Below are 20,434 nucleotides of genomic sequence, written 5' to 3' on the forward strand. Positions count from 1 at the left end.
TCGTAAACGGCGGGAGCCCCCGCAGCCGACGCTGCGGGGGCTCGTGCCCGGCGGGTGTCACACGCCGGCCGGTTCCGGTTCCTCGGCTGCCGGGGCCGGCTGGGACGCGGGCCCGTCCTTCTTCGCGGCCCGCTTCTTCGCGCGGCGCTCCTTGCGCAGCTCCAGCATGGTGTAGAGCGTCGGCACCAGAAGGAGGGTCAGCAGGGTCGAGGTGATCAGGCCGCCGATCACGACCACCGCGAGCGGCTGGGCGATGAAGCCGCCCTCGCCCGTGACGCCCAACGCCATCGGGAGGAGGGCGAAGATCGTGGCCAGGGCCGTCATCAGGATGGGACGCAGCCGGTGCCGGCCACCCTCCACCACGGCTTCGACGACGCCGTATCCCTGCTTGCGGTACTGGTTGATCAGGTCGATCAGCACGATCGCGTTCGTCACCACGATGCCGATGAGCATCAGCATGCCGATCATCGCCGGGACGCCCATCGGGGTGCCGGTGGCGATGAGGAGGCCGATCGCGCCCGTTGCCGCGAAGGGGATCGAGACCAGGAGGATCAGCGGCTGTGCCAGCGAGCGGAAGGTCGCCACCAGGAGCATGAAGACGATCGCGATCGCCGCCAGCATCGCCAGACCCAGGTTCTTGAACGCCGAGTCCTGGTCCGAGGTGACGCCGCCGATCTCGGCCGTGGCGCCCTTGGGAAGCTTCAGGGCGTCGAGCCTGGACGTGAGGTCCGCGCTGACCGCGCCGGTGTTGTCGCCGGTCGGCTTGGCGGTGATCGTGGCGGCCCGCTGACCGTCGATCCTCGTCATCGACACCGGGCCGTCCACCAGCTTCACGGTGGCGATGTCGCCCAGCTTCACCGGGCCGAGCCGCAGGTTCCGCAGCTGGTCCAGGGTCACGGCCGGCTTCGCCGACTTGATGACGACGTCCCGCTCGGTGTCGTCCAGAGTCGCCTGCGCGGCCGTCGTGCCCTTGACCGCCTGGGTCACCGCGGCGCCCAGCGTCTGGTCGTCGAAGCCCGCCGCCGCGGCCTTGTCGTTCGCCTTCACCGAGATGCGCGGCACGCTCTGCGCCAGGTCGCTGGTCACGTCCGTGACGTCGTCCAGGCCGGCCACCGTCTTGCGCACCTGCTCGGACGCCGCACGCAGGACGCCCGCGTCGGCCGCCTTCACGACCACGCTGAGGTCCTGGCTGCCGAAGCCGTCACCGGCGGCGACGGTCGTCGTGCCGATGCCGTCGAGCTTCCTCAGGCCGGCCTCGATGTCGTCCTGGACCCGGTCGTACTGCGCCGAGTCGTCCAGCATCACCTGGTAGGACGCCTGGTTGGTGTCCGTGCCGCCGCCGAATGCCGCCATGAAGCCGGAGGAGCCGATGGTGACCTGGTAGTCCTTGACGCCCTTCGTGCCGGCGAGCAGCTTCTCGACCTTCCTCGCCTGGGCGTCGGTCGCCGCCAGGCTGGTGCCGGGCTTCAACTCCTGCTTGACGGTGAGGACTTCCTGCTCTCCCTGGTCGAAGAGGTTCGTCTTGAGGAGCGGGGCCATGCCGAAGGTGCCGATCAGGATCACGACCGCCAGCAGCACGCTCGTCAGACGGCGCCTCGTGGCGAACCGCAGGACGGGGACGTAGAGGCGCTGAAGCCTGCTCCGCGCCTCCTTCTCCTCCGCGATCCGGCGTGCCTCGTCGGCGTCCTCGGGGGTGCCCTTCGGGGCGCGCAGGAACCAGTACGACAGGACCGGGACGACCGTCAGCGAGACCAGGAGCGACGCCAGCAGGGCCGCGGTCACGGTCAGGCTGAACGCGCCGAACAGCGCGCCCACCATGCCGCCGACCAGGCCGATCGGGAGGAACACGGCGACCGTGGTCAGGGTCGAGGACGTGACCGCTCCGGCCACCTCGCGGACGGCGCCGAGGATCGCCGAGTGCCGTTCCTCGCCGTAGCCGAGGTGCCGCTTGATGTTCTCCAGTACGACGATGGAGTCGTCGACGACCCGGCCGATCGCGATGGTGAGCGCGCCCAGCGTCAGCATGTTGAGGGAGAGGTCGCGGGTCCACAGGACGATCAGGGCCAGGACCACGGAGAGCGGGATGCTGACCGCCGTCACCAGCGTCGAGCGGACCGACGCCAGGAAGACCAGGATCACCAGGACCGCGAAGAGCAGGCCCAGCGCGCCCTCGGTGGTCAGGCCCGAGATGGCCTTCGAGACCGCCGGGCCCTGGTCGCTGACGACGGTGACCGTGGCGCCGGAACCGAGGTCCCCGCGCAGGTCGGACAGCTTGTCCCGGACCGCGTCCGAGATGGCGACCGCGCTGCCGTCGTGGTCCATGGTGACCGCGACGGAGAGGCTGGGCCTGCCGTCGGTGCGGGTGATGGAGTCGGCCGGGGCCTGCTCCTGCCGCACGGTGGCCACGTCGGCCAGCCGGACCGGCTCGCCCGAACCCTTCACCATGAGGTTCTGGATCTGCTCCAACGACGTGAAGCCGCCGCCCACCTGGACGGTCCGGTTGGCGCCGGCCTCGTCGAAGGAGCCGGCCGGGAGGGTCGCGCCGCCCGCCTGGAGGGCCTGCGCGAGGGACTGGGCGGTCAGGCCCGCCGTCGCCAGTTTCCGGTCGTCCGGGGTGACGGAGACCTGGAGGTCGCGCACACCGCTGACGGTGACCTGGCCCACGCCGTCGATGTTCTTCAGATCCGGTACGACGGTGCGGTCCAGCTGGTCCGCGAGGGCCTGCTGGTCCTTGTCCGAGGTGACGGCGAGGACGACGGTCGGCATGTCGTCCGTCGAACCGGCGACCACCTGCGGGTCCACGTCGTCGGGCAGTCGGGCCCGGTTGACGGCGAGCTGGACGTCGGCGACGAGCTGCTTGGTGTCGTTGCCGTAGTCGAAGGACGCCATGATGACGGCGTTGCCCTCGCTCGCCGTGGAGGTGACGCCGGAGATGCCGTCGACGGCTTCGAGGTTGTTCTCGATGGGCTCGACGACCTGCTTCTCGACGACGTCGGGTGCGGCACCCTGGTAGGGCGCGATCACCGACACCATCGGCAGTTCGATGGTGGGCAGGAGTTGCTGCTTCAGCTGCGGGATCGCGATCGCGCCGAACGCGATCGCGATGAGGGACATCAGGCCTATCAGGGCCCGTTGCGCGAGGCTGAATCTGGACAGCCAGGACATGGGTCAGGGTTCTCTCTTCTGTGAGCGGCAGAAGTGGCGTGGTGGCCCCTCAACCCTGTGGCATGCGTGTGAGGTGATCCGTAGCCTCCAGGACCATTTCCTTATACGGCGCCTACTCCGGGCGCAGTACGGGACGGTTGAGCTCACTCCACCCTTGGACGTACCAGCCCCGACTCGTACGCGATCACCACGAGCTGGGCCCGGTCCCGGGCTCTCAGCTTGGCCATGGCCCGGTTGACGTGGGTCTTGACGGTGAGCGGGCTGACCTCGAGGCGCTCGGCGATCTCGTCGTTGGAATGGCCGCCGGCGACCTGGACGAGGACCTCGCGCTCGCGGACGGTGAGGGCGGCGAGGCGTTCGGAGCGCACCGGGTCGTTGTCGTCCGCGTCGCCCTGGGCGAGGAAGCGGGCGATCAGACCCTTGGTGGCGGCCGGCGACAGCAGGGCCTCACCGCCGGCCGCGACCCGGATGGCGCTGAGGAGTTCCTCGGGTTCGCTGCCCTTGCCGAGGAAGCCGGAGGCACCGGCCCGCAGGGACTGCACGACGTAGTCGTCGACCTCGAAGGTGGTCAGGATGACCACGCGGACATGGGCCAGGCCGGGGTCCTCGCTGATCATGCGGGTGGCCGCGAGGCCGTCCGTGCCGGGCATCCGGATGTCCATGAGGACGACGTCGGCGCGCTCCTGCCTGGTCAGCCGGACCGCCTCGGCGCCGTCGGACGCCTCCCCGACCACCTCCATGTCCGGCTCCGAGTCGACGAGCACCCGGAAGGCGCTGCGCAGCAGTGCCTGGTCGTCGGCGAGCAGGACACGGATCGTCATACGGGCTCTCCCGGCTTGTCCCTGGCGGTGGTTCGGGTCTTGACCGGCAGGATCGCATGGACGCGGAAACCGCCGCCGTAGCGGGGACCGGTGGTGAGGGTGCCGCGCAGGGCGGTGACCCGCTCGCGCATGCCGAGGAGGCCGTGGCCGCCGCCGCTGTCGGGGGCGTCGTCCTCGCCGGTGCCGTTGTCGAGGACGGTGATCTCCACGTCGGTGCCGACGCGTACGACGCTGACCTCGGCCTTGACCTCCGCGCCCGCGTGCTTCTGGACGTTGGTGAGGGCTTCCTGGATGACCCGGTAGGCGGCCAGGTCGACGGCGGCTGGGAGTGTGGTGCCGTTGTCGGCGCGGGCGACCTCGACATGGAGGCCCGCGCTGCGGAAGGTGCCGACGAGTTCGTCGAGGCGGGCGAGCCCGGGGGCGGGTTCGGTGGGGGCTTCTGGGTCGCCGGACTGCCGGAGCAGGCCGACGGTGGCGCGGAGTTCGTTGAGCGCGGAACGGCTGGCCTCGCGGACGTGGGCGAGGGCTTCCTTGGCCTGGTCGGGGCGCTTGTCCATGACGTGCGCGGCGACTCCGGCCTGGACGTTGACCAGGGCGATGTGGTGGGCGACGACGTCGTGCAGGTCGCGGGCGATGCGCAGGCGTTCCTCGGCGACGCGGCGGCGGGCCTCCTCCTCGCGGGTGCGTTCGGCCTTCTCCGCGCGCTCCCTTATGGCCTGGATGAAGGCGCGGCGGCTGCGGACGGCGTCGCCCGCGGTGGCGCCGATACCGGTCCAGGCGAAGATGCCGAGGTTCTCCTGGGCGTACCAGGGCAGCGGGCCCGCGAGCATCGCGGCGCCGGTGAGCACGGTCATGGTGAGCAGGCCGACCCGCCAGGTGGTGGGGCGGTCGGTGCGGGAGGCGACGGTGAAGAGGGCGATGACCGCGGACATGGCGACGGGGGCGCGGGGGTCGCCGGTGACGGACTCGATCAGGGAGACGGTACCGGTCAGGGCGAGGACCGTGAGCGGGGCACGGCGGCGGAAGACCAGGGCCAGAGCGCCGAGGACCATGAGCACGAGGCTGAGCGGGTCCGGGGTGCGCAGGCTCCAGCTGACGGCGTCCCGCTCATGGGGCTCGACGAAGGAGCCGGCCATCATGCAGAGGAGGACGCCCGCCGCGAGGACGGCGTCCAGGGCCAGGGGGTGTGCCCTGAGCTGCTGTCTGGCGCGCTGGAGAGTGCTCACGTCCGCAACGGTACGGGTGCTCCGACAGGGGCGGAACGGAGGCTGCCGGTACGTCCCGGGCGGCCGGGCCCCCGACGCGGTGACCGCCGTCCCCGGGAGCGCACTGTCCGCCCGGTCACCCGGGGATGAGGCCGTCGTCGCTGAGCAGGTCCCGGACCTCCTCCAGGGTGGCGTCCGGGGACGGGAGGATCAGTTCCGAGGGTTCCAGGGAGTCGTCCGGGAGTGGCTCGCCCAGTTCGCGCACCCTGGTGAGGAGGGCTTGGAGGGTGCGGCGGAAACCCGGGCCGTCGCCGTTCTCCATCTCGGCCAGCAGCTCGTCGTCCAGCTTGCTCAGGTCGGCGAGGTGGCTCTCGGCCAGCCTCACCTGCCCCTCCCCCATGATCCGTACGATCATGTCGCCCTCCTCGGCGTGGGCCCTACTGCTTGTCGAAGCGTGGGGTGTCCTGCGGCTGCTGCTGGGACTGCGGCTGGCCGGTGCCGCCCTCGATGGCCTGCTGCGACGACGAGCCTCCCGCCAGCTCCGCCTTCATGCGCTGCAGTTCCAGCTCTACATCCGTACCACCGGAGATCTGGTCCAGCTCGGCCTGGATGTCGTCCTTGTGCATGCCGGACTGGTCGTCCAGGACGCCGGAGGCGAGCAGTTCGTCGATCGCGCCGGCCCGCGCCTGCAGCTGCGCCGTCTTGTCCTCGGCACGCTGAATCGCCAGGCCGACGTCGCCCATCTCCTCGGAGATGCCGGAGAACGCCTCGCCGATACGGGTCTGGGCCTGGGCCGCGGTGTACGTCGCCTTGATGGTCTCCTTCTTCGTGCGGAAGGCGTCCACCTTGGCCTGGAGGCGCTGGGCCGCAAGAGTGAGCTTCTCCTCCTCGCCCTGGAGCGTGGAGTGCTGTGTCTCGAGGTCCGTCACCTGCTGCTGGAGCGCGGCACGGCGGGACAGCGCCTCGCGGGCGAGGTCCTCCCGGCCGAGCGCGAGCGCCTTGCGGCCCTGGTCCTCCAGCTTGCCCGACTGCGACTGCAGCTGGTTGAGCTGGAGTTCCAGGCGCTTGCGGGAGGTGGCGACATCGGCCACGCCCCGGCGCACCTTCTGGAGCAGCTCCAGCTGCTTCTGATACGAGTAATCGAGGGTTTCGCGCGGGTCCTCGGCCCGGTCAAGGGCCTTGTTCGCCTTCGCGCGGAAGATCATCCCCATACGCTTCATGACACCGCTCATGGGCTTCGCGCGCCCCCTTCTGACGGACTTCCAGCTCCAGCTCTGCGACAGAACCCACAGTACGGGCCCTGCATCCATTGACGCACTGTTCCGGGACGGATGCGCTCATCCCCAAGGACGACTGACCAATCCCCTGCTCCGGCGTAAGGAGTAGGTGACCGTCAGGGTGTGCAACCGACACCGGACGTCCCCTCTGTCCCCCTACATGACGACTGGTGTTGCCGGATCGTTCCCCACCGGGCTGGGGTCCAACCCCGGACACCCCTTACCCTTGGGTTTTGTGTTCCGTAGCCGTGCCACCAAGGAAGAGAAGGCCGCCGTCGCCGACAAGGCGCAGCTGACCGACTCCAAGCAGCCCCGCGACCCGCAGGCCCCCAAGGGTCGGCCCACGCCGAAGCGCAGTGAGGCCCAGTCCCAGCGCCGCAGCGTCGCCAATACGTCGCTGTCGCGCAAGGACGCCTCCAAGCGCCAGCGCGAGGAGCGCCGCAGCGCGCTGGAGAGGCAGCGCCAGGCGCTGGCCGGCGGTGACGAGCGGTATCTGCCCGCGCGGGACAAGGGCCCGGTGCGCAAGTTCGCCCGCGACACCATCGACGCGCGGTTCAACGTGGCGGAGTTCTTCCTGCCGATGGCCGTGGTCATCCTCGTGCTGAGCGTGGTGCGGGTGGGTGCGCTGCAGAGCATCGCGCTGCTGCTGTGGCTCGTCGTGATCGTGCTCATCGTGCTCGACTCGGTGCTCACCGGTTTCCGTCTGAAGAAGCGGCTCGCCGAGCGCTTCCCGGACCAGAGCCGCAAGGGCGCGGTCGCCTACGCCCTGATGCGCTCCCTCCAGATGCGTCGCCTCCGGCTGCCCAAGCCGCAGGTCAAGCGCGGAGAGCGGCCCTGAGTACGACGTCTTTCTCCGGGGGCGCGGCGGATGCCTGGCTGAACAAGCTGGGCGGGCTGCGGAATGTCGTACGACAGGAGCTGGTGGCCCGGCAGCTCGACGAGCAGATAGTCGGGCGGTACCCGGTCGGACAGCGGCTGCGGGTGCTCGACGTGGGCATGGGCCAGGGCACCCAGGCGCTGCGGCTGGCGCGGGCCGGGCACCAGGTGACCGGCCTCGAACAGGACTCCACGATGGTCGCGGCGGCCCGGGAGGCCCTGTCCGCCGAGCCCGAGGGCATCCGGGAGCGGATGCGGATCATCGAGGGCGACGGCCGGGACACCGGGGTGCACTTCCTGCCGGGCAGCTTCGACGTGGTGCTGTGCCACGGTGTGCTCATGTACGTCGAGGAGCCGGATCCGCTGCTTGCGGGGCTGGCGCGGATGCTGGCACCGGGCGGGCTGCTGTCGTTGCTCGTGCGCAACGGTGACGCGCTGGCGATGCGGCCGGGGCTCGCCGGGGACTGGGCCGGTGCGCTGGGCGCCTTCGACACCACCGCCTACCGCAACCGGCTCGGTCTCGATGTGCGGGCCGACCGGCTGAGCACGCTGACCGCGACGCTCGCCGGCATCGGGGCACCGCTGCAGGCCTGGTACGGGGTGCGGGTGTTCACGGACACGGCGACGGACGACACCGAGACGCCGGCCGACGTGGAGGCACTGCTGGCCTGCGAGGAGCGGGCCGGGCGGACGGATCCGTATCGGGGCGTCGCCGCGCTGCTGCACCTGTGCGGAGTGCGGGGCTGAGCGCTCTGTCGCAGTGCGGAGGGGGCGAGGGGGCCATGGCACCCTCGCCCGTCGAGGTCAGGCCTCCTCGGCCGCGCGCAGGCTCATCGGACCGTAGATCTCCGTGGCGTCCTCGAAGAGCCGTACCTGTTCCGCGCCGCCCGCGAGCAGGTCCTTCCAGTACTCGCCGAGCCAGGACTCGGCGTCTCCCTGGGTGGTGAACTCCTCCGGCTCCACGGCGGGCTGGGTCTCCGCGCCGTCGGCCTTCTCGAATCGCCAGATCCATGTAGCCATGTGAGCCTCCCGTGTTTGATCCGTTACGAAGAGCACCCTAAGCGGTAGTCCGTCGGCCGCGGGCCCGTGGGGGTTGCTCGCACGGTCGCCCGCGCCACCTCGGGGAGCCTCCGCTCGCGCAAGATCAACGCGGACCGGCGAGAATCGTTTGCGTGGAACTCACTCTGCTCGGTACCGGTGCCCCCAACGGCCTTCCCCGCCCCGGCTGTCCCTGTGCCGCCTGTGCGGTCGCCGTCGGGGCGGACGCGCGCGGTGCCACCGCCGTCCTCGTCGACGAGATCCTGCTGCTCGATCTCACCCCCGGTGCCGCCTTCGCGGCCGCCCGCGCCGGGCACACGCTCGGTGGCGTACGGCAGGTTCTGCTGTCGCACCCCCACGACGGGCCCCCCGTCGAGGTGCCCGCCGGGGTTCCGCAGCCGGGGCGGGTGCCGGACGGACGTGAGTTGACGTTGCTGACGGGGCATCGGGTGCGGGCCGTGGCGATGGACGCACCGGGGACCGGGTACGCCGTCACCGGGCCCGACGGACAGCGGGCGCTGTACCTGCCGCCGGGTGGTTCGCCCGCCGGGCTGGAGGAGGGGGCCGTCGAGTCGTACGACATGGTGCTCGCCGATGTCGTACGGCGGCCGGACGCGCTGGCCCGGCTGCGGGCCGTGGGCGCTGTCGGGCCCACGACGGACGTCGTCGCCGTGCATGTCGATCATGACGTGCCGCCGGGCGCCGAGTTGCGGCGGCGGCTGGCCGCGGCGGGAGCGCGGGCCGTGCCCGACGGAACGACTCTGGTCGTCGGGGCCTACGAGGACGTTCCGGATGTGCCGCGGCGGACGCTGGTGCTGGGCGGGGCGCGGTCCGGGAAGTCGGTGGAGGCCGAGCGGCGGCTGGAGGCCTTCCCCGAGGTGCTGTACGTGGCGACCGGCGGGTCGCGGAACGGGGACACCGAGTGGGCCTCCCGGGTTTTCGCCCATCGGGAGCGGCGGCCCGGGTCGTGGCGTACGGCCGAGACGTGCGACCTGGTGCCGCTGCTGAAGGACGACGGGGCGCCGCTGCTGATCGACTGTCTGTCGCTGTGGCTGACGGACGCGATGGACGCCGTGGGAGCGTGGGACGACGCGGAGTGGGCCGACGGCGGGGAGCGCGAACTGCGGGCGCGTGTGCGGGAGTTGACGGAGGCGGTGCGGGGCGCGCGGCGGACCGTGGTGGCCGTGTCCAACGAGGTGGGGTCGGGAATCGTGCCGGCCACCGCGTCCGGGCGCCGGTACCGGGACGAGCTGGGGCGGCTGAACGCGGCGTTCGCGGGCGAGTGCGAGCAGGTGGTGCTGGTGGTGGCGGGGCAGGCGATGGTGCTACGGGGCTGAGCTGTCCGTGTTCTTGCGGGCGATCACCCGGTACGCCTTCGCGAAGCGGGTGCCGGCGAGGAGAAGGGCCAGGGCATGGTCCAGCGCTCTGGCGGCGGAGGCCGGCGGTCCGGTCACCGTCGGGGGGAGGCGGGTCGTCACGCGGCCCGGGATGTGCGCGGATCTGCGGGCCGTGGTGACGATCGTGCACCCCTGGGACAACAGCTCGGCGCGGGGATCGTCCGTGGATTCCACGAGGAGGTGGCCGCCGGGGCGCAGGACGGCGAGGGCGGCCCGGAGGTCCTTGGCGCGGGGCCGCTGGTTCAGCAGGCTGACCACGTCGTAGCGGGCACGCAGGTGGGCGGTGATCTGCGGGTCCGTCAGACGGCCCAGGTAGCCCTCCTCCAGGCGTTCGACCGCCTGGGCGTGCAGGACGCGGTGGCTGAGGTCCAGGCCGTCGAAGGCCGTGTAGGGGAAGAACGTTCTCGCCGCCTCCGGGAAGTCCGCGTCCCCCGTCTCCACATCCAGCCAGCTCTCCGGTTCGGGGAACGGCAGTATCGCGCGGGCGGTGGAGCGAAGACGCCGTACGGAAGGGGCGGCTGGTGCGGGCATGAGGCCTCCCGGTGACGTACGGCAATTCGCTGCAAAACGGAACGTATGGGATCCCGATCCCGGGTGCAATGACGTCATGGCCATGTGGCGCCCCCGTGTTCGATCAGGGCCGGTACTGTTCGGCGAATGAGCTCGCTTAATCTCGACGACTTCTCCGATCTGATCGAGCGCCCCGACGGCGGGGTGCGTCGCGACGCCGAGGCGCGCCGGGAGCGTCAGATCGTGCCGCCCGGGGCGCTGGGGCGCCTCGACGAACTCGGTGAGTGGCTGGCCGCGGCGCAGTCGGCCGTACCGGTACGGCCGATCGAACGGCCGCGGGTCGTGCTGTTCGCCGGTGACCACGGGGTCGCCGAACTGGGTGTCTCGGGGCGGGCCGCGGGCAGCGCCTCGGAGTTGGTGCGGGAGGTCCTGGAGGGCGGCCGTCCGGTGTCGGTCCTCGCGCGGCGGCTGGGTGTGCCGGTGCGGGTCGTCGACATGGCGCTGGACTGCGATCCGGCCGAGCTGCCGGAGGACGTCGTACGGCATCGGGTGCGGCGCGGGAGCGGTCGTATCGATGTCGAGGACGCGTTGACCCTCGAGGAGGCGGAGGCCGCCTTCCGGGCGGGGGTCGCGGTGGCCGACGAGGAGGCCGACTCCGGTACCGATCTCGTGGTGCTCGGCGATGTGAGTGTGGGCGGGACCACGGTGGCCGGGGTGCTGGTCGCGGCGCTGTGCGGGACGGACGCGTCCGTCGTGACCGGGCGGGGCGGGACCCGTATCGACGACCTGGCCTGGATGCGCAAGTGCGCGGCGATCCGGGACGCGCTGCGGCGGGCGCGGCCGGTGCTCGGGGACCAGTTGCAGTTGCTGGCGACCGTCGGCGGGGCCGACCTCGCCGCGATCACGGGCTTCCTCCTCCAGGCCGCGGTGCGCAAGCTGCCCGTCGTGCTGGACGGGGTGGTCGTGGCCGCGTGTGCGCTGGTGGGTCAGCGGATCGCGTTCCGGGCGCCGGACTGGTGGCTGGCCGGGCAGAACAGCGGTGAGCCGGGACAGACGAAGGCGCTGGACCGGATGGCCTTGGATCCGCTGCTCGACCATGGTGTGACGGTCGGGGAGGGTGCGGGCGCACTGCTGGCGCTGCCGCTGGTGCAGGCCGCGGCGGCGCTGGCCGCCGAGCTGCCGGAGAAGCCCGCGGTTCTTGAGGAGGAGCCGGAGAAGGTCTCCGACGAGGAGTAGTCCGGGACAGGTGGGTGCCCTTGCGACGGAATCTCCGGCGCAAGGGGCATGATCGCCCTTCATGGGAGATGTCCGGGTTGCACCTGTTCGGAATGTCCGCCGGTCCACCGGCGCCTCGCGGCGGGCCGCCGGGTTCGCCGTCTGGTACCTGCGGGTCGTCGCGTTCGTCAACTTCCTCAGCGCGGTGTGGGTCTCACTGGGGCAGGACGTGCGCCGGCACAACCAGCAGGACTTCTTCACGCCGTATCTGCTGACGGCGGGCTTCGCCTCCGGGGTGTTCACGGCCTTCCTCGCCATCACCATGCGGCGGCGCAAGCGTGCGGCGTGGATCCTGAACCTGGCGCTGTCGGGGGCGTTCCTCGCGCTGTTCGTCCTCGCGATGGCCTTCCCGGAGATCCGTCGGTACGCGCAGAACTGGATCTCGCTCGGCCTCACGGCCGCGTTCGTCGCCGCGCTGCTCGTCGGCCGGCGGGAGTTCTACGCCAAGGGCGACCGGGCCAATCCGCGGCTCGCCGCCGCCGTGGCCGTGGGCGGACTCCTCGTGTGCTCGCTGCTGGCCGCGCTGCTGGTGACGGTCACCAACAAGGCCTCGAGGTCCTCGTCCTTCGGGGAGCGGTGGTGGTACGGCACCCTGCGACTGGTCTCCGTGGCCGCCGACGACTCCCGCTTCGACGGGATCCTGACGCCGAACTGGGTCAACGTCGTCATCAACGTGCTCAGCACGATCCTCGTCCTCGCCGTCTTCTACGCCGCCTTCCGCTCCCGGCGTGCGGTCGACGCGCTCACCGAGGACGACGAGCGGCGCCTGCGCAAGCTGTTGGAACGGCACGGCGAGCGGGACTCGCTCGGGTACTTCGCGCTGCGCAGGGAGAAGAGCGTCGTCTGGTCGCCGACCGGGAAGGCGGCCGTGACCTACCGGGTCGTCAGCGGGGTCTCGCTGGCCTCCGGCGATCCGATCGGCGACCCGGAGGCCTGGCCGGGGGCGATCGAGCCGTGGCTCGCCGAGGCGCGGGCGCACGGCTGGCTGCCGGCCGTGATGGGCGCGGGCGAGGACGCGGGGACGGTGTACGCGCGGCACGGCCTGAACGCGCTGGAGCTGGGCGACGAGGCGATCGTCGAGGTCGCCGAGTTCACGCTGGAAGGGCGGGCGATGCGGACCGTCCGGCAGGCCTACAACCGGGTCAAACGGGCCGGGTACACGGTGCGGATCCGGCGCCACGAGGACATCCCCGCCGAGGAGATGGCGGCGCTCGTACGGCGTGCGGACGACTGGCGCGACGGGGCCACCGAGCGCGGGTTCAGCATGGCGCTGGGGCGGCTCGGGGATCCGGAGGACGGCCGGTGCGTCGCGCTGGAGTGCAGGTCCGGCGACGGTGAGCTGAAGGCGGTGCTGTCCTTCGTGCCGTGGGGGCCGCACGGGCTGTCCCTCGACCTCATGCGCCGGGACCGCGACGCGGACAACGGGCTCATGGAGTTCATGGTCATCGAGCTGCTGAACCGGGCCCAGGAGATTCAGATCACCCAGGTCTCACTCAACTTCGCCATGTTCCGTTCGGTCTTCGAACGTGGTGCACGTCTTGGTGCCGGGCCGGTACTGCGGCTGTGGCGGTCGCTGCTCAGCTTCTTCTCCCGCTGGTGGCAGATCGAGTCCCTGTACCGGGCCAACGCCAAGTACCGGCCCATCTGGGAACCGCGGTTCCTGCTCTTCGAGAAGAGCGCGGACCTGCCGCGCATCGGCATCGCCTCGGCCCGCGCGGAGGGGTTCCTGGAGGTGCCGGGACTGCCGGGGTGGCTACGGCGGCGGGAGCACCTGAGCACGCACAGATGAGGACCGTGGGATGAAGACGCTCGTCCGCTGGACCCGCGCGGAGTGGGGGCCGCTGTACGCCACGGTGCGCGGACCGCTGCGGCGGCGGACGTGGCGGGCGATCCCCCTGGCGTTGACGGCCGTGGGGCTGACGGCGGCCCTGCACTTCGTGCAGAACCAGTCGTGGGGCTACGGCTTCGTCCAGGACGTCGGTGCCGTACGCGCCGCGGACCCGCTGTGGCTCGCCCTGCTCCGCACTCCCCTCTCCCTGTTCGTGCCGGCCCTGGACCTGCCGGTGTGGGGCGCGCTGGCGCAGCTCCTGTTCGTGTTCGGGATCGCCGAGATCTGTCTGGGCCGGTGGCGGACGCTCGCTCTGGCCTACGCGGCCACGCTCGCCGGAACGCTGTACGCGCGCGTGGGCGTCTGGCTGGGCCCCGACAGCCCGCTCGGCCTGTCCGCCGCGGACGCACATGTCGTCGACACGGGCCCGTCGGCGGCCGTGGTGGGCCTCGCCGTCTTCGTCGGCCTGCGCTACGGCGCCCGGGTCACCGCGGGTGCCGTCATCGCGTCGATGGTGGCGGAGGTGCTGTTGAAGGAGAACCTCGCCGGCAGGGAACACCTGGCGGCGATCGCGGCAATGCTGGTGCTGTGCGCGATCCCGGCGGCACGTCGGCGGCGGGTGAGGGAGGAATCCGGGTCGGGGCTGCCGCCCGGCGAGCCTTGAGACGAGCACCAGCGCGGATCATGTCCCGCGTCCTCACCCGCGCCCGTCACCGCCGACAGCCACCCGTGCGCCCGCGCCTCGGCGAGCCACGGCTCGATCGCCCCCGGCCAGGTCTCCGTCACGGCCGCCTTCCCGGTCGGCGACCGGACGACGCGCTCACCCCTGACCAGGATCCCCGCAGCGCGTCAGCGCCGTTCCAGAGACGGGGCCGGGTCCGGTTTGCCGCCGATCAGGTCCTGGAACTTCCGGCGGGGGCCCGACCAGCGCTTGTCGCGGCGGTAGGCGCGCAGGGTGGCCCGGGCGCGGGCGCGCGGGCGACGGCGGTAGAAGCGCCGGGCCCAGGGGGAGCCGGGGCGGGCCAGTCGGATGACACCGATCAGGCCGATGAGCGGGATGATCACGCTGAAGATCGCCATCCGGGTCTTGCCCTTGAACAGGACGAGCATCGCGAAGAGAAAGTTGATCACCACGCTGGTGATGACGCCGCCGCGGTCCTGGGCCTCCTCCTGTGTCACGTCGTTGACACCGAACGGCGAGAAGCCCGCGAGCATCAGGCCGACCAGCGCCGCGGTGAGGACGACGACCTCGACACTCTTGCGGCCCTCCTCGGTCCAGTAGACGTCGTCGAGATGCAGGATCAGCGCGAACTCGTCCAGCACCAGACCCGCGCCCATGCCGAAGACGACCGCGCACAGCCCCGCCACGAAGCCGGTCCGCCCGCCCGCGACCGCGCCGAAGCCGCCGACGACGGTGAGGACGACTCCGGGCACCACGTGGTGGATGTGCACCCCTCCGGTGCTGACGTTGCCGAAGGGCCCCTTGCCCGCCCGGATGAGCCGGGTGACGACCCGCGTGATCAGGAAGGTCAGCACGAACGCGGTCAGGGCGAGGAGCAGCGGCAGCTTGCCGGGTTCCACGATGTTGCGGTGCAGCCAATGGCCCATGGACCCAGTCTCCGGTCGGCGGGGGTGGGCCGCCCGGCGGCCACGGCGTCCGGGCTACCCTGCCGACGTGTCCATGACCCCACCCCCGCTCGACGGTCTCCGCTTCGCCTTCGGCACGCTCAGCGTGCTCCCCGTGAAGGTGACCCGCTGGGACCGGGAGGCGGCGCGCGGCGGAATGCTGTGCGCTCCGCTGGTCGGGGTCGCACTGGGGTGTGTGTCGGCCGCGCTGGGCCTGCTGCTCCTGGCCCTGGGCTCCTCCGCACTGCTCGCCGCGGTCGCCACGGTCGCCGTACCGGCGGTCCTCACGCGGGGCCTGCACCTCGACGGCCTCGCGGACACCGCCGACGGCCTGGGCAGCGGCAAGCCCGCCGAGGACGCGCTGCGGATCATGAAGCAGTCGGACATCGGACCGTTCGGGGTGATCACCCTCGTCCTCGTGCTGTTCGCCCAGGTGGCCGCGCTGTCGCAGCTGTACGGCGACTCGTGGGCGCGGGGTGCGACCGCGGCCGTGGTCTCGGCGACCGCCGCGCGCCTGGTCCTGACGCTGGCGGCCCGCGCCGGGGTCCCGCCGGCCAGGCCGGAGGGACTGGGGGCCGCGGTGGCGGGGGTGGTCCCCGTACGAGGCGCGGTACCGGTGGCCGTCGCGGTGACGCTGGGGGCGGCCGGAGCGGGGGCGCTCCTCGGGTCGTACGACGTCGTCCGCACCGTCCTGGCGGTCGCCGCCGCCGTGGGAGCGGCCGAGCTTCTGCTGCGGCACTGCACGCGCCGCTTCGGCGGAGTCACCGGGGACGTGTTCGGGGGGCTGGCGGAGACGGCGGCGACGACGGCACTGGTGATCCTGTCGATGAACGTCTAACAGGCCTCGCGCCACACCCCGAGTTCGTACTTCTTCAGCATCGAACTCAGCTTCAGCCGCCGGGACTCGGCGCAGAAGCGGCTGGTGGGCAGTTCGTACTCGACGTGGAAGACCGCCTTGTCCGCCTTGACGAACGGCTCCATGTCCGCGCATTCGGCGTACTGCGCGCACTGTTCGTTGACCGCGAAGTCGAAGTCCCCGACCAGCTCCGGGATCTGGTCGAGGTCGTTCTTCAGACCGACCGACATTCCGCGGTCGTGGGCCAGTTGGGCTATCAGCCGGTTGTAGCGGAGCTGGTCCGCCGCCGTCAGTCCGAAGCCCGTGCGGTTCTTGTAGCCGTCCATGTTGTCCGGCTCCACCGCGTCGAAGCCCTTCTCACGGCACATGTCGATGCGGTCCGCCATCAGCGGTTCCAGGGTGTCCGTGGCGCGGATGTCGAGCCAGCGCTCCCCGTCCCAGCCGTTGCCGCGTCCGATCACCGACTTGGGGAACCTGCCGGCGTCGGGGCGCCAGTCCTCCCACGCGCCGGTGGAGAGGTAGCAGATGACCTTGCGGCCCTTGCGGTGCAGGGCCGACACCACCGCCTTGGACTGGTCGAAGCCGTCGATGTCGTACACCGGCACGTCCACGGACGTGTCGACACGGCCGGTCAGCTGCCACTGCCAGGCGACGCCGGGGCGGGGCCGCCAACGGGAGTCGCCGGAACCGGAGTCGGGGGCGGAGTCGGGGGTGGTCGAGCATCCCGTCACCAGAAGGAGCAGGGTGACGAGCAGAATAGGGCGCTTCAACGGACGGGCTCCAGACAGTGCGACGGCGTACTCCAGGGATGATCTCGTGTGCCGCAGCCGGAGGTACGCTCGGCCGACCCGAGCGTAGGCTCGTCCCGGGTGGTCGCCGACAGGGGTGAAGGCCCCGATCGGGGCCCGTGCTCGGACACGAAATAGGGTCGGCCGTCGGGCCCGGTCGACCCACCCGCTCGACCAAGGCAACTTCACATCGGAAGCGAGAATTCACCACCGTGACTGCTCTCACTCTCAGCTCCTCCGCGGCGCCCGGCCTGCGGGCCGACGCGATCGTGATCGGTGTCGCCAAGGGCGCTGCGTCCAGGTCCGGGGACCTGGTTGTGGCGCCGGGCGCCGAATCCGTGGACAAGGCCTACGACGGCAGGCTCGCCGGCGTCCTGGAGACCCTCGGTGCCTCCGGCGCCGAGGGCGAGGTGACGAAGCTGCCGGCACCCTCCGGCCTCAAGTCGCCGCTCGTGGTGGCGGTGGGTCTGGGCGCCGAGCCCGAGAAGGACTCCTCCTTCGCCCCGGAGGCGCTGCGCAAGGCCGCCGGTGTCGCCGCCCGCGCGCTGGCCGGCTCGAAGAAGGCCGTGTTCGTGCTGCCGCTCGGCGACGCCGCCGACCTCGGCGCGGTCGCCGAGGGCCTGCTGCTCGGGGCGTACTCCTTCACCGCCTACAAGGAGAATGCGCCTTCGAAAAACGACGCCAAGGCGAAGAACGGCAAGGCTCCGCTGGCCGAGGCGGTGCTGCTGGGCGGCAAGCCGCGGGACGCCGCGTACAAGGCCGCGCTGGCCCGGGCCACCGCCGTCGCCGAGGAGCTCAACCGCGCGCGCGACCTCGTCAACATGCCGCCGAACGACCTGAACCCCGAGGTGTTCGCCTCGATCGTGCAGGCCGCGGGCAAGGAGCACGGCCTCAAGGTGCAGGTGCTCGACGTGAAGGCGCTGGAGAAGGGCGGCTACGGCGGCATCCTCGGCGTCGGCGCGGGGTCGGCGTCGGGGCCGCGGCTGGTGAAGCTGTCGTACACCTCGTCCAAGGCGAAGAAGCACCTCGCGCTGGTCGGCAAGGGGATCACGTACGACTCGGGCGGCATCTCCCTGAAGCCGGCGGGTCACAACGAGACGATGAAGTGCGACATGAGCGGGGCGGCGGCGGTGTTCGCGGCCGTGGTCTCGGCCGCGCGCCTGGGTCTCGAGGTCAACGTCACCGGGTGGCTGGCACTCGCCGAGAACATGCCGTCGGGGTCGGCCACGCGCCCCGGTGACGTGCTGCGGATGTACAGCGGCAAGACGGTCGAGGTGCTCAACACCGACGCGGAGGGGCGGCTGGTGCTCGCCGACGCTCTGTGGGCCGCGTCGGCGGAGAAGCCGGACGCGATCGTGGACGTGGCGACGCTGACGGGCGCGATGATGCTGGCGCTGGGGAGCCGGACGTTCGGGATCATGTCCAACGACGACGCGTTCCGCACGGCGGTGCACGAGGCCGCGGAGGAGGTCGGGGAGCCTGCCTGGCCCATGCCGCTGCCGGAGCACCTGCGCAAGGGGATGGACTCGCCCACCGCCGACATCGCGAACATGGGTGAGCGGATGGGCGGGGGCCTGGTCGCGGGGCTGTTCCTGCGGGAGTTCGTGGGTGAGGGGATCACCTGGGCGCACCTCGACATCGCGGGTCCCGCGTTCAACGACGGCGGGCCGTTCGGGTACACGCCGAAGGGCGGGACGGGGTCCGCGGTGCGTACGTTGGTGCGGCTGGCGGAGCTTGTCGGCTCCGGTGACCTGGGGTGATGTTCGCCTAAGAGCTCGGTGCCATCGGTTGTACGGCGTGTGCAGGGGTGTGGGAGCTGGTCGAGCCACGCGGCGGAGCCGCACATGGACACAGCCCCCGCGCCCCTTGCGTGTCTCACCTGACCCCTTCTTCTCATGTGAGCGTGTGGTGTCTCACACCCCGGCCCGGCGTCTCGTTCAGGGCTGACAAGTGCGAAGATGGGGCTCGGCAGGACAGGGCCCCCACACAGGGCCGAAGAAAGAGCGGCCGGACACCAGCCGCCGCGCGGTCACTGGAGACCGGCGTACGGCGCACATGCATGGAGGACGTGACGTGGCGAACGACGCCAGCACCGTTTTCGACCTAGTGATCCTCGGCGGTGGTAGTGGCGGTTACGCCGCGGCCCTGCGCGGGGCTCAGCTGGGGCTTGACGTCGCCCTGATCGAGAAGGACAAGGTCGGCGGTACCTGCCTGCACCGGGGATGCATCCCCACCAAGGCCCTGCTGCACGCCGGCGAGATCGCCGACCAGGCCCGCGAGAGCGAGCAGTTCGGCGTGAAGACCACCTTCGAGGGCATCGACATCGCCGGGGTGCACAAGTACAAGGACGGCGTGGTCGCCGGCCTGTACAAGGGCCTCCAGGGGCTTGTCGCCTCCCGGAAGGTCCACTACATCGAGGGTGAGGGCCGGCTGTCGTCGCCGACCTCCGTCGATGTCAACGGCCAGCGCATCCAGGGCCGCCACGTGCTCCTCGCGACCGGCTCCGTGCCGAAGTCGCTGCCGGGCCTGGAGATCGACGGCAACCGGATCATCTCCTCGGACCACGGCCTCGTCCTGGACCGCGTGCCGAAGTCCGCGATCATCCTGGGCGGCGGTGTCATCGGCGTCGAGTTCGCCTCCGCGTGGAAGTCCTTCGGGTCGGACATCACGATCATCGAGGGTCTCAAGCACCTCGCCCCTCTCGAGGACGAGAACTCCTCCAAGCTTCTTGAGCGCGCGTTCCGCAAGCGCGGCATCAAGTTCAACCTGGGCACCTTCTTCCAGAAGGCCGAGTGCACCCAGGACGGGGTCAAGGTCACCCTCGCCGACGGCAAGGAGTTCGAGGCCGAGCTGCTGCTGGTGGCCGTCGGCCGCGGGCCCGTCTCCGCCGGTCTCGGCTACGAGGAGCAGGGCGTCGCGATGGACCGCGGCTACGTCCTGGTCGACGAGTACATGCGCACCAACGTCCCGACCATCTCCGCCGTCGGTGACCTGGTCCCCACGCTCCAGCTCGCGCACGTCGGCTTCGCCGAGGGCATCCTGGTCGCGGAGCGTCTGGCCGGTCTCAAGACCGTTCCGATCGACTACGACGGTGTCCCGCGGGTGACCTACTGCCACCCCGAGGTCGCCTCCGTGGGCATCACCGAGGCCAAGGCCAAGGAGATCTACGGCGCGGACAAGGTCGTCGCTCTGAAGTACAACCTCGCGGGCAACGGCAGGAGCAAGATCCTGAACACCGCGGGCGAGATCAAGCTCGTCCAGGTGAAGGACGGTGCCGTGGTCGGCGTCCACATGGTCGGCGACCGCATGGGCGAGCAGGTCGGCGAGGCCCAGCTGATCTACAACTGGGAGGCGCTGCCGGCCGAGGTCGCCCAGCTCATCCACGCCCACCCGACGCAGAACGAGGCGCTCGGCGAGGCGCACCTGGCCCTTGCGGGCAAGCCGCTGCACGCGCACGACTGATCCCTCGGTCGACGAAGCGACGATCACAGACTTCCGCAATTCGTAAGGAGCAACCGAAACCATGGCGGTTTCCGTAACCCTTCCGGCGCTCGGCGAGAGCGTCACCGAGGGCACCGTCACCCGCTGGCTGAAGGCCGAGGGTGAGCGTGTAGAGGCCGACGAGCCGCTGCTCGAGGTSTCSACCGACAAGGTCGACACCGAGATCCCCTCCCCCGCCGCCGGCATCCTGGCCTCCATCAAGGTCGCCGAGGACGAGACGGTCGAGGTCGGCGCCGAGCTGGCCGTGATCGACGACGGCACCGGCGCCCCC

19 protein-coding genes are annotated in these 20,434 nt (G+C 71.2%); 10 read left to right on the forward strand and 9 right to left on the reverse strand.

What is annotated here, in order from left to right:
• Positions 1-57: 57 nt before the first annotated feature.
• The 5 genes from BFN33_RS29980 to BFN33_RS30000 all read right to left on the reverse strand — a co-directional run bounded on the left by BFN33_RS29980 (position 58) and on the right by BFN33_RS30000 (position 6,402).
• Positions 58-3,165, reverse strand: coding sequence for an efflux RND transporter permease subunit (locus BFN33_RS29980; protein ID WP_069763255.1), 3,108 nt, complete (start codon positions 3,163-3,165; stop codon positions 58-60).
• 143 nt (positions 3,166-3,308) lie between these two features.
• Positions 3,309-3,986, reverse strand: coding sequence for a response regulator transcription factor (locus tag BFN33_RS29985; protein WP_069763256.1), 678 nt, complete (start codon positions 3,984-3,986; stop codon positions 3,309-3,311).
• The gene (locus BFN33_RS29990) at positions 3,983-5,212 is read right to left on the reverse strand and encodes a sensor histidine kinase (protein WP_069763257.1); all 1,230 of its coding nucleotides are present in this window, start codon (positions 5,210-5,212) and stop codon (positions 3,983-3,985) included. Before BFN33_RS29990 ends, BFN33_RS29985 begins: the two co-directional genes overlap by 4 nt.
• Positions 5,213-5,327: 115 nt before the next feature.
• Complete coding sequence (locus tag BFN33_RS29995) at positions 5,328-5,606, reverse strand: hypothetical protein (protein ID WP_069763258.1); 279 nt, start codon at positions 5,604-5,606, stop codon at positions 5,328-5,330.
• A 22-nt stretch (positions 5,607-5,628) separates the two neighbouring features.
• On the reverse strand, positions 5,629-6,402 hold the full coding sequence (locus BFN33_RS30000; protein WP_256122899.1) for a PspA/IM30 family protein: 774 nt from the start codon (positions 6,400-6,402) through the stop codon (positions 5,629-5,631).
• 226 nt (positions 6,403-6,628) lie between these two features.
• On the opposite strand from BFN33_RS30000, the gene BFN33_RS30005 reads away from it, so the two are divergent.
• The gene (locus BFN33_RS30005) at positions 6,629-7,306 is read left to right on the forward strand and encodes a DUF3043 domain-containing protein (protein WP_088245420.1); all 678 of its coding nucleotides are present in this window, start codon (positions 6,629-6,631) and stop codon (positions 7,304-7,306) included.
• An 83-nt stretch (positions 7,307-7,389) separates the two neighbouring features.
• Complete coding sequence (locus BFN33_RS30010) at positions 7,390-8,091, forward strand: bifunctional 2-polyprenyl-6-hydroxyphenol methylase/3-demethylubiquinol 3-O-methyltransferase UbiG (RefSeq protein ID WP_069763260.1); 702 nt, start codon at positions 7,390-7,392, stop codon at positions 8,089-8,091.
• A gap of 57 nt (positions 8,092-8,148) precedes the next feature.
• On the opposite strand, the gene BFN33_RS30015 is transcribed toward BFN33_RS30010, so the two are convergent.
• Positions 8,149-8,364 carry a hypothetical protein gene (locus BFN33_RS30015; protein ID WP_062037728.1) on the reverse strand — a complete coding sequence of 72 codons (216 nt, stop codon included), beginning with the start codon at positions 8,362-8,364 and terminating at the stop codon, positions 8,149-8,151.
• 152 nt (positions 8,365-8,516) lie between these two features.
• Between BFN33_RS30015 and BFN33_RS30020 the strand changes: the two genes are divergently transcribed.
• Positions 8,517-9,719, forward strand: coding sequence for a bifunctional adenosylcobinamide kinase/adenosylcobinamide-phosphate guanylyltransferase (locus BFN33_RS30020; protein WP_069763261.1), 1,203 nt, complete (start codon positions 8,517-8,519; stop codon positions 9,717-9,719).
• Here the strand turns inward: BFN33_RS30020 and BFN33_RS30025 are convergent.
• Positions 9,708-10,310, reverse strand: a complete 603-nt coding sequence (locus BFN33_RS30025; RefSeq protein ID WP_256122897.1) for a class I SAM-dependent methyltransferase — start codon at positions 10,308-10,310, stop codon at positions 9,708-9,710. The two genes, BFN33_RS30020 and BFN33_RS30025, sit on opposite strands and share 12 nt — an antisense overlap.
• Positions 10,311-10,436: 126 nt before the next feature.
• Here BFN33_RS30025 and cobT point away from each other — a divergent pair, with 126 nt between their 5' ends.
• The 3 genes from cobT (at position 10,437) to BFN33_RS53300 (ending at position 14,056) form a co-directional block, all read left to right on the forward strand.
• Complete coding sequence (gene cobT, locus BFN33_RS30030) at positions 10,437-11,525, forward strand: nicotinate-nucleotide--dimethylbenzimidazole phosphoribosyltransferase (protein WP_069763262.1); 1,089 nt, start codon at positions 10,437-10,439, stop codon at positions 11,523-11,525.
• Between the two features lie 61 nt (positions 11,526-11,586).
• Positions 11,587-13,353: a phosphatidylglycerol lysyltransferase domain-containing protein gene (locus BFN33_RS30035; RefSeq protein ID WP_069763263.1), complete on the forward strand. Its 1,767-nt coding sequence runs from the start codon at positions 11,587-11,589 to the stop codon at positions 13,351-13,353.
• 10 nt (positions 13,354-13,363) lie between these two features.
• Positions 13,364-14,056 carry a hypothetical protein gene (locus tag BFN33_RS53300; protein WP_069763264.1) on the forward strand — a complete coding sequence of 231 codons (693 nt, stop codon included), beginning with the start codon at positions 13,364-13,366 and terminating at the stop codon, positions 14,054-14,056.
• 185 nt (positions 14,057-14,241) lie between these two features.
• Here the strand turns inward: BFN33_RS53300 and BFN33_RS30045 are convergent, their stop codons facing one another.
• Positions 14,242-15,000: a hypothetical protein gene (locus BFN33_RS30045; RefSeq protein WP_069763265.1), complete on the reverse strand. Its 759-nt coding sequence runs from the start codon at positions 14,998-15,000 to the stop codon at positions 14,242-14,244.
• Between the two features lie 73 nt (positions 15,001-15,073).
• On the opposite strand from BFN33_RS30045, the gene BFN33_RS30050 reads away from it, so the two are divergent.
• Positions 15,074-15,856: an adenosylcobinamide-GDP ribazoletransferase gene (locus tag BFN33_RS30050; protein WP_069763266.1), complete on the forward strand. Its 783-nt coding sequence runs from the start codon at positions 15,074-15,076 to the stop codon at positions 15,854-15,856.
• Here the strand turns inward: BFN33_RS30050 and BFN33_RS30055 are convergent.
• A complete protein-coding gene (locus tag BFN33_RS30055; protein ID WP_069763267.1) occupies positions 15,853-16,644 on the reverse strand; it encodes an endo alpha-1,4 polygalactosaminidase in 792 nt (263 codons plus the stop codon). The two genes, BFN33_RS30050 and BFN33_RS30055, sit on opposite strands and share 4 nt — an antisense overlap.
• 230 nt (positions 16,645-16,874) lie before the next feature.
• Here BFN33_RS30055 and BFN33_RS30060 point away from each other — a divergent pair, with 230 nt between their 5' ends.
• The 3 genes from BFN33_RS30060 to BFN33_RS30070 form a co-directional block, all read left to right on the forward strand.
• Complete coding sequence (locus BFN33_RS30060) at positions 16,875-18,422, forward strand: leucyl aminopeptidase (RefSeq protein ID WP_069763268.1); 1,548 nt, start codon at positions 16,875-16,877, stop codon at positions 18,420-18,422.
• Positions 18,423-18,735: 313 nt separating this feature from the next.
• Entirely contained in the window at positions 18,736-20,124 is a 1,389-nt protein-coding gene (gene lpdA, locus BFN33_RS30065; protein WP_069763269.1) for a dihydrolipoyl dehydrogenase, read from the forward strand.
• Between the two features lie 61 nt (positions 20,125-20,185).
• The coding region (locus tag BFN33_RS30070) for a biotin/lipoyl-containing protein (protein ID WP_305144236.1) at positions 20,186-20,434 on the forward strand (249 nt) is incomplete at its 3' end.

Source organism: Streptomyces sp. LUP47B, assembly GCF_001746295.1.
Classification (GTDB): domain Bacteria; phylum Actinomycetota; class Actinomycetes; order Streptomycetales; family Streptomycetaceae; genus Streptomyces.

Excerpts from the sequence above, each read along its gene's own strand:
- cobT (WP_069763262.1), top strand. The coding sequence starts at position 10,437 with ATGAGCTCGCTTAATCTCGACGACTTCTCCGATCTGATCGAGCGCCCC.
- BFN33_RS30025 (WP_256122897.1), bottom strand. The coding sequence starts at position 10,310 with ATGCCCGCACCAGCCGCCCCTTCCGTACGGCGTCTTCGCTCCACCGCC.
- BFN33_RS30050 (WP_069763266.1), top strand. The coding sequence starts at position 15,074 with ATGACCCCACCCCCGCTCGACGGTCTCCGCTTCGCCTTCGGCACGCTC.
- BFN33_RS53300 (WP_069763264.1), top strand. The coding sequence starts at position 13,364 with ATGAAGACGCTCGTCCGCTGGACCCGCGCGGAGTGGGGGCCGCTGTAC.
- BFN33_RS29995 (WP_069763258.1), bottom strand. The coding sequence starts at position 5,606 with ATGATCGTACGGATCATGGGGGAGGGGCAGGTGAGGCTGGCCGAGAGC.
- BFN33_RS30015 (WP_062037728.1), bottom strand. The coding sequence starts at position 8,364 with ATGGCTACATGGATCTGGCGATTCGAGAAGGCCGACGGCGCGGAGACC.
- BFN33_RS29985 (WP_069763256.1), bottom strand. The coding sequence starts at position 3,986 with ATGACGATCCGTGTCCTGCTCGCCGACGACCAGGCACTGCTGCGCAGC.
- BFN33_RS30045 (WP_069763265.1), bottom strand. The coding sequence starts at position 15,000 with ATGGGCCATTGGCTGCACCGCAACATCGTGGAACCCGGCAAGCTGCCG.
- BFN33_RS30005 (WP_088245420.1), top strand. The coding sequence starts at position 6,629 with ATGACGACTGGTGTTGCCGGATCGTTCCCCACCGGGCTGGGGTCCAAC.
- BFN33_RS30035 (WP_069763263.1), top strand. The coding sequence starts at position 11,587 with ATGGGAGATGTCCGGGTTGCACCTGTTCGGAATGTCCGCCGGTCCACC.
- BFN33_RS30000 (WP_256122899.1), bottom strand. The coding sequence starts at position 6,402 with ATGGGGATGATCTTCCGCGCGAAGGCGAACAAGGCCCTTGACCGGGCC.
- BFN33_RS29980 (WP_069763255.1), bottom strand. The coding sequence starts at position 3,165 with ATGTCCTGGCTGTCCAGATTCAGCCTCGCGCAACGGGCCCTGATAGGC.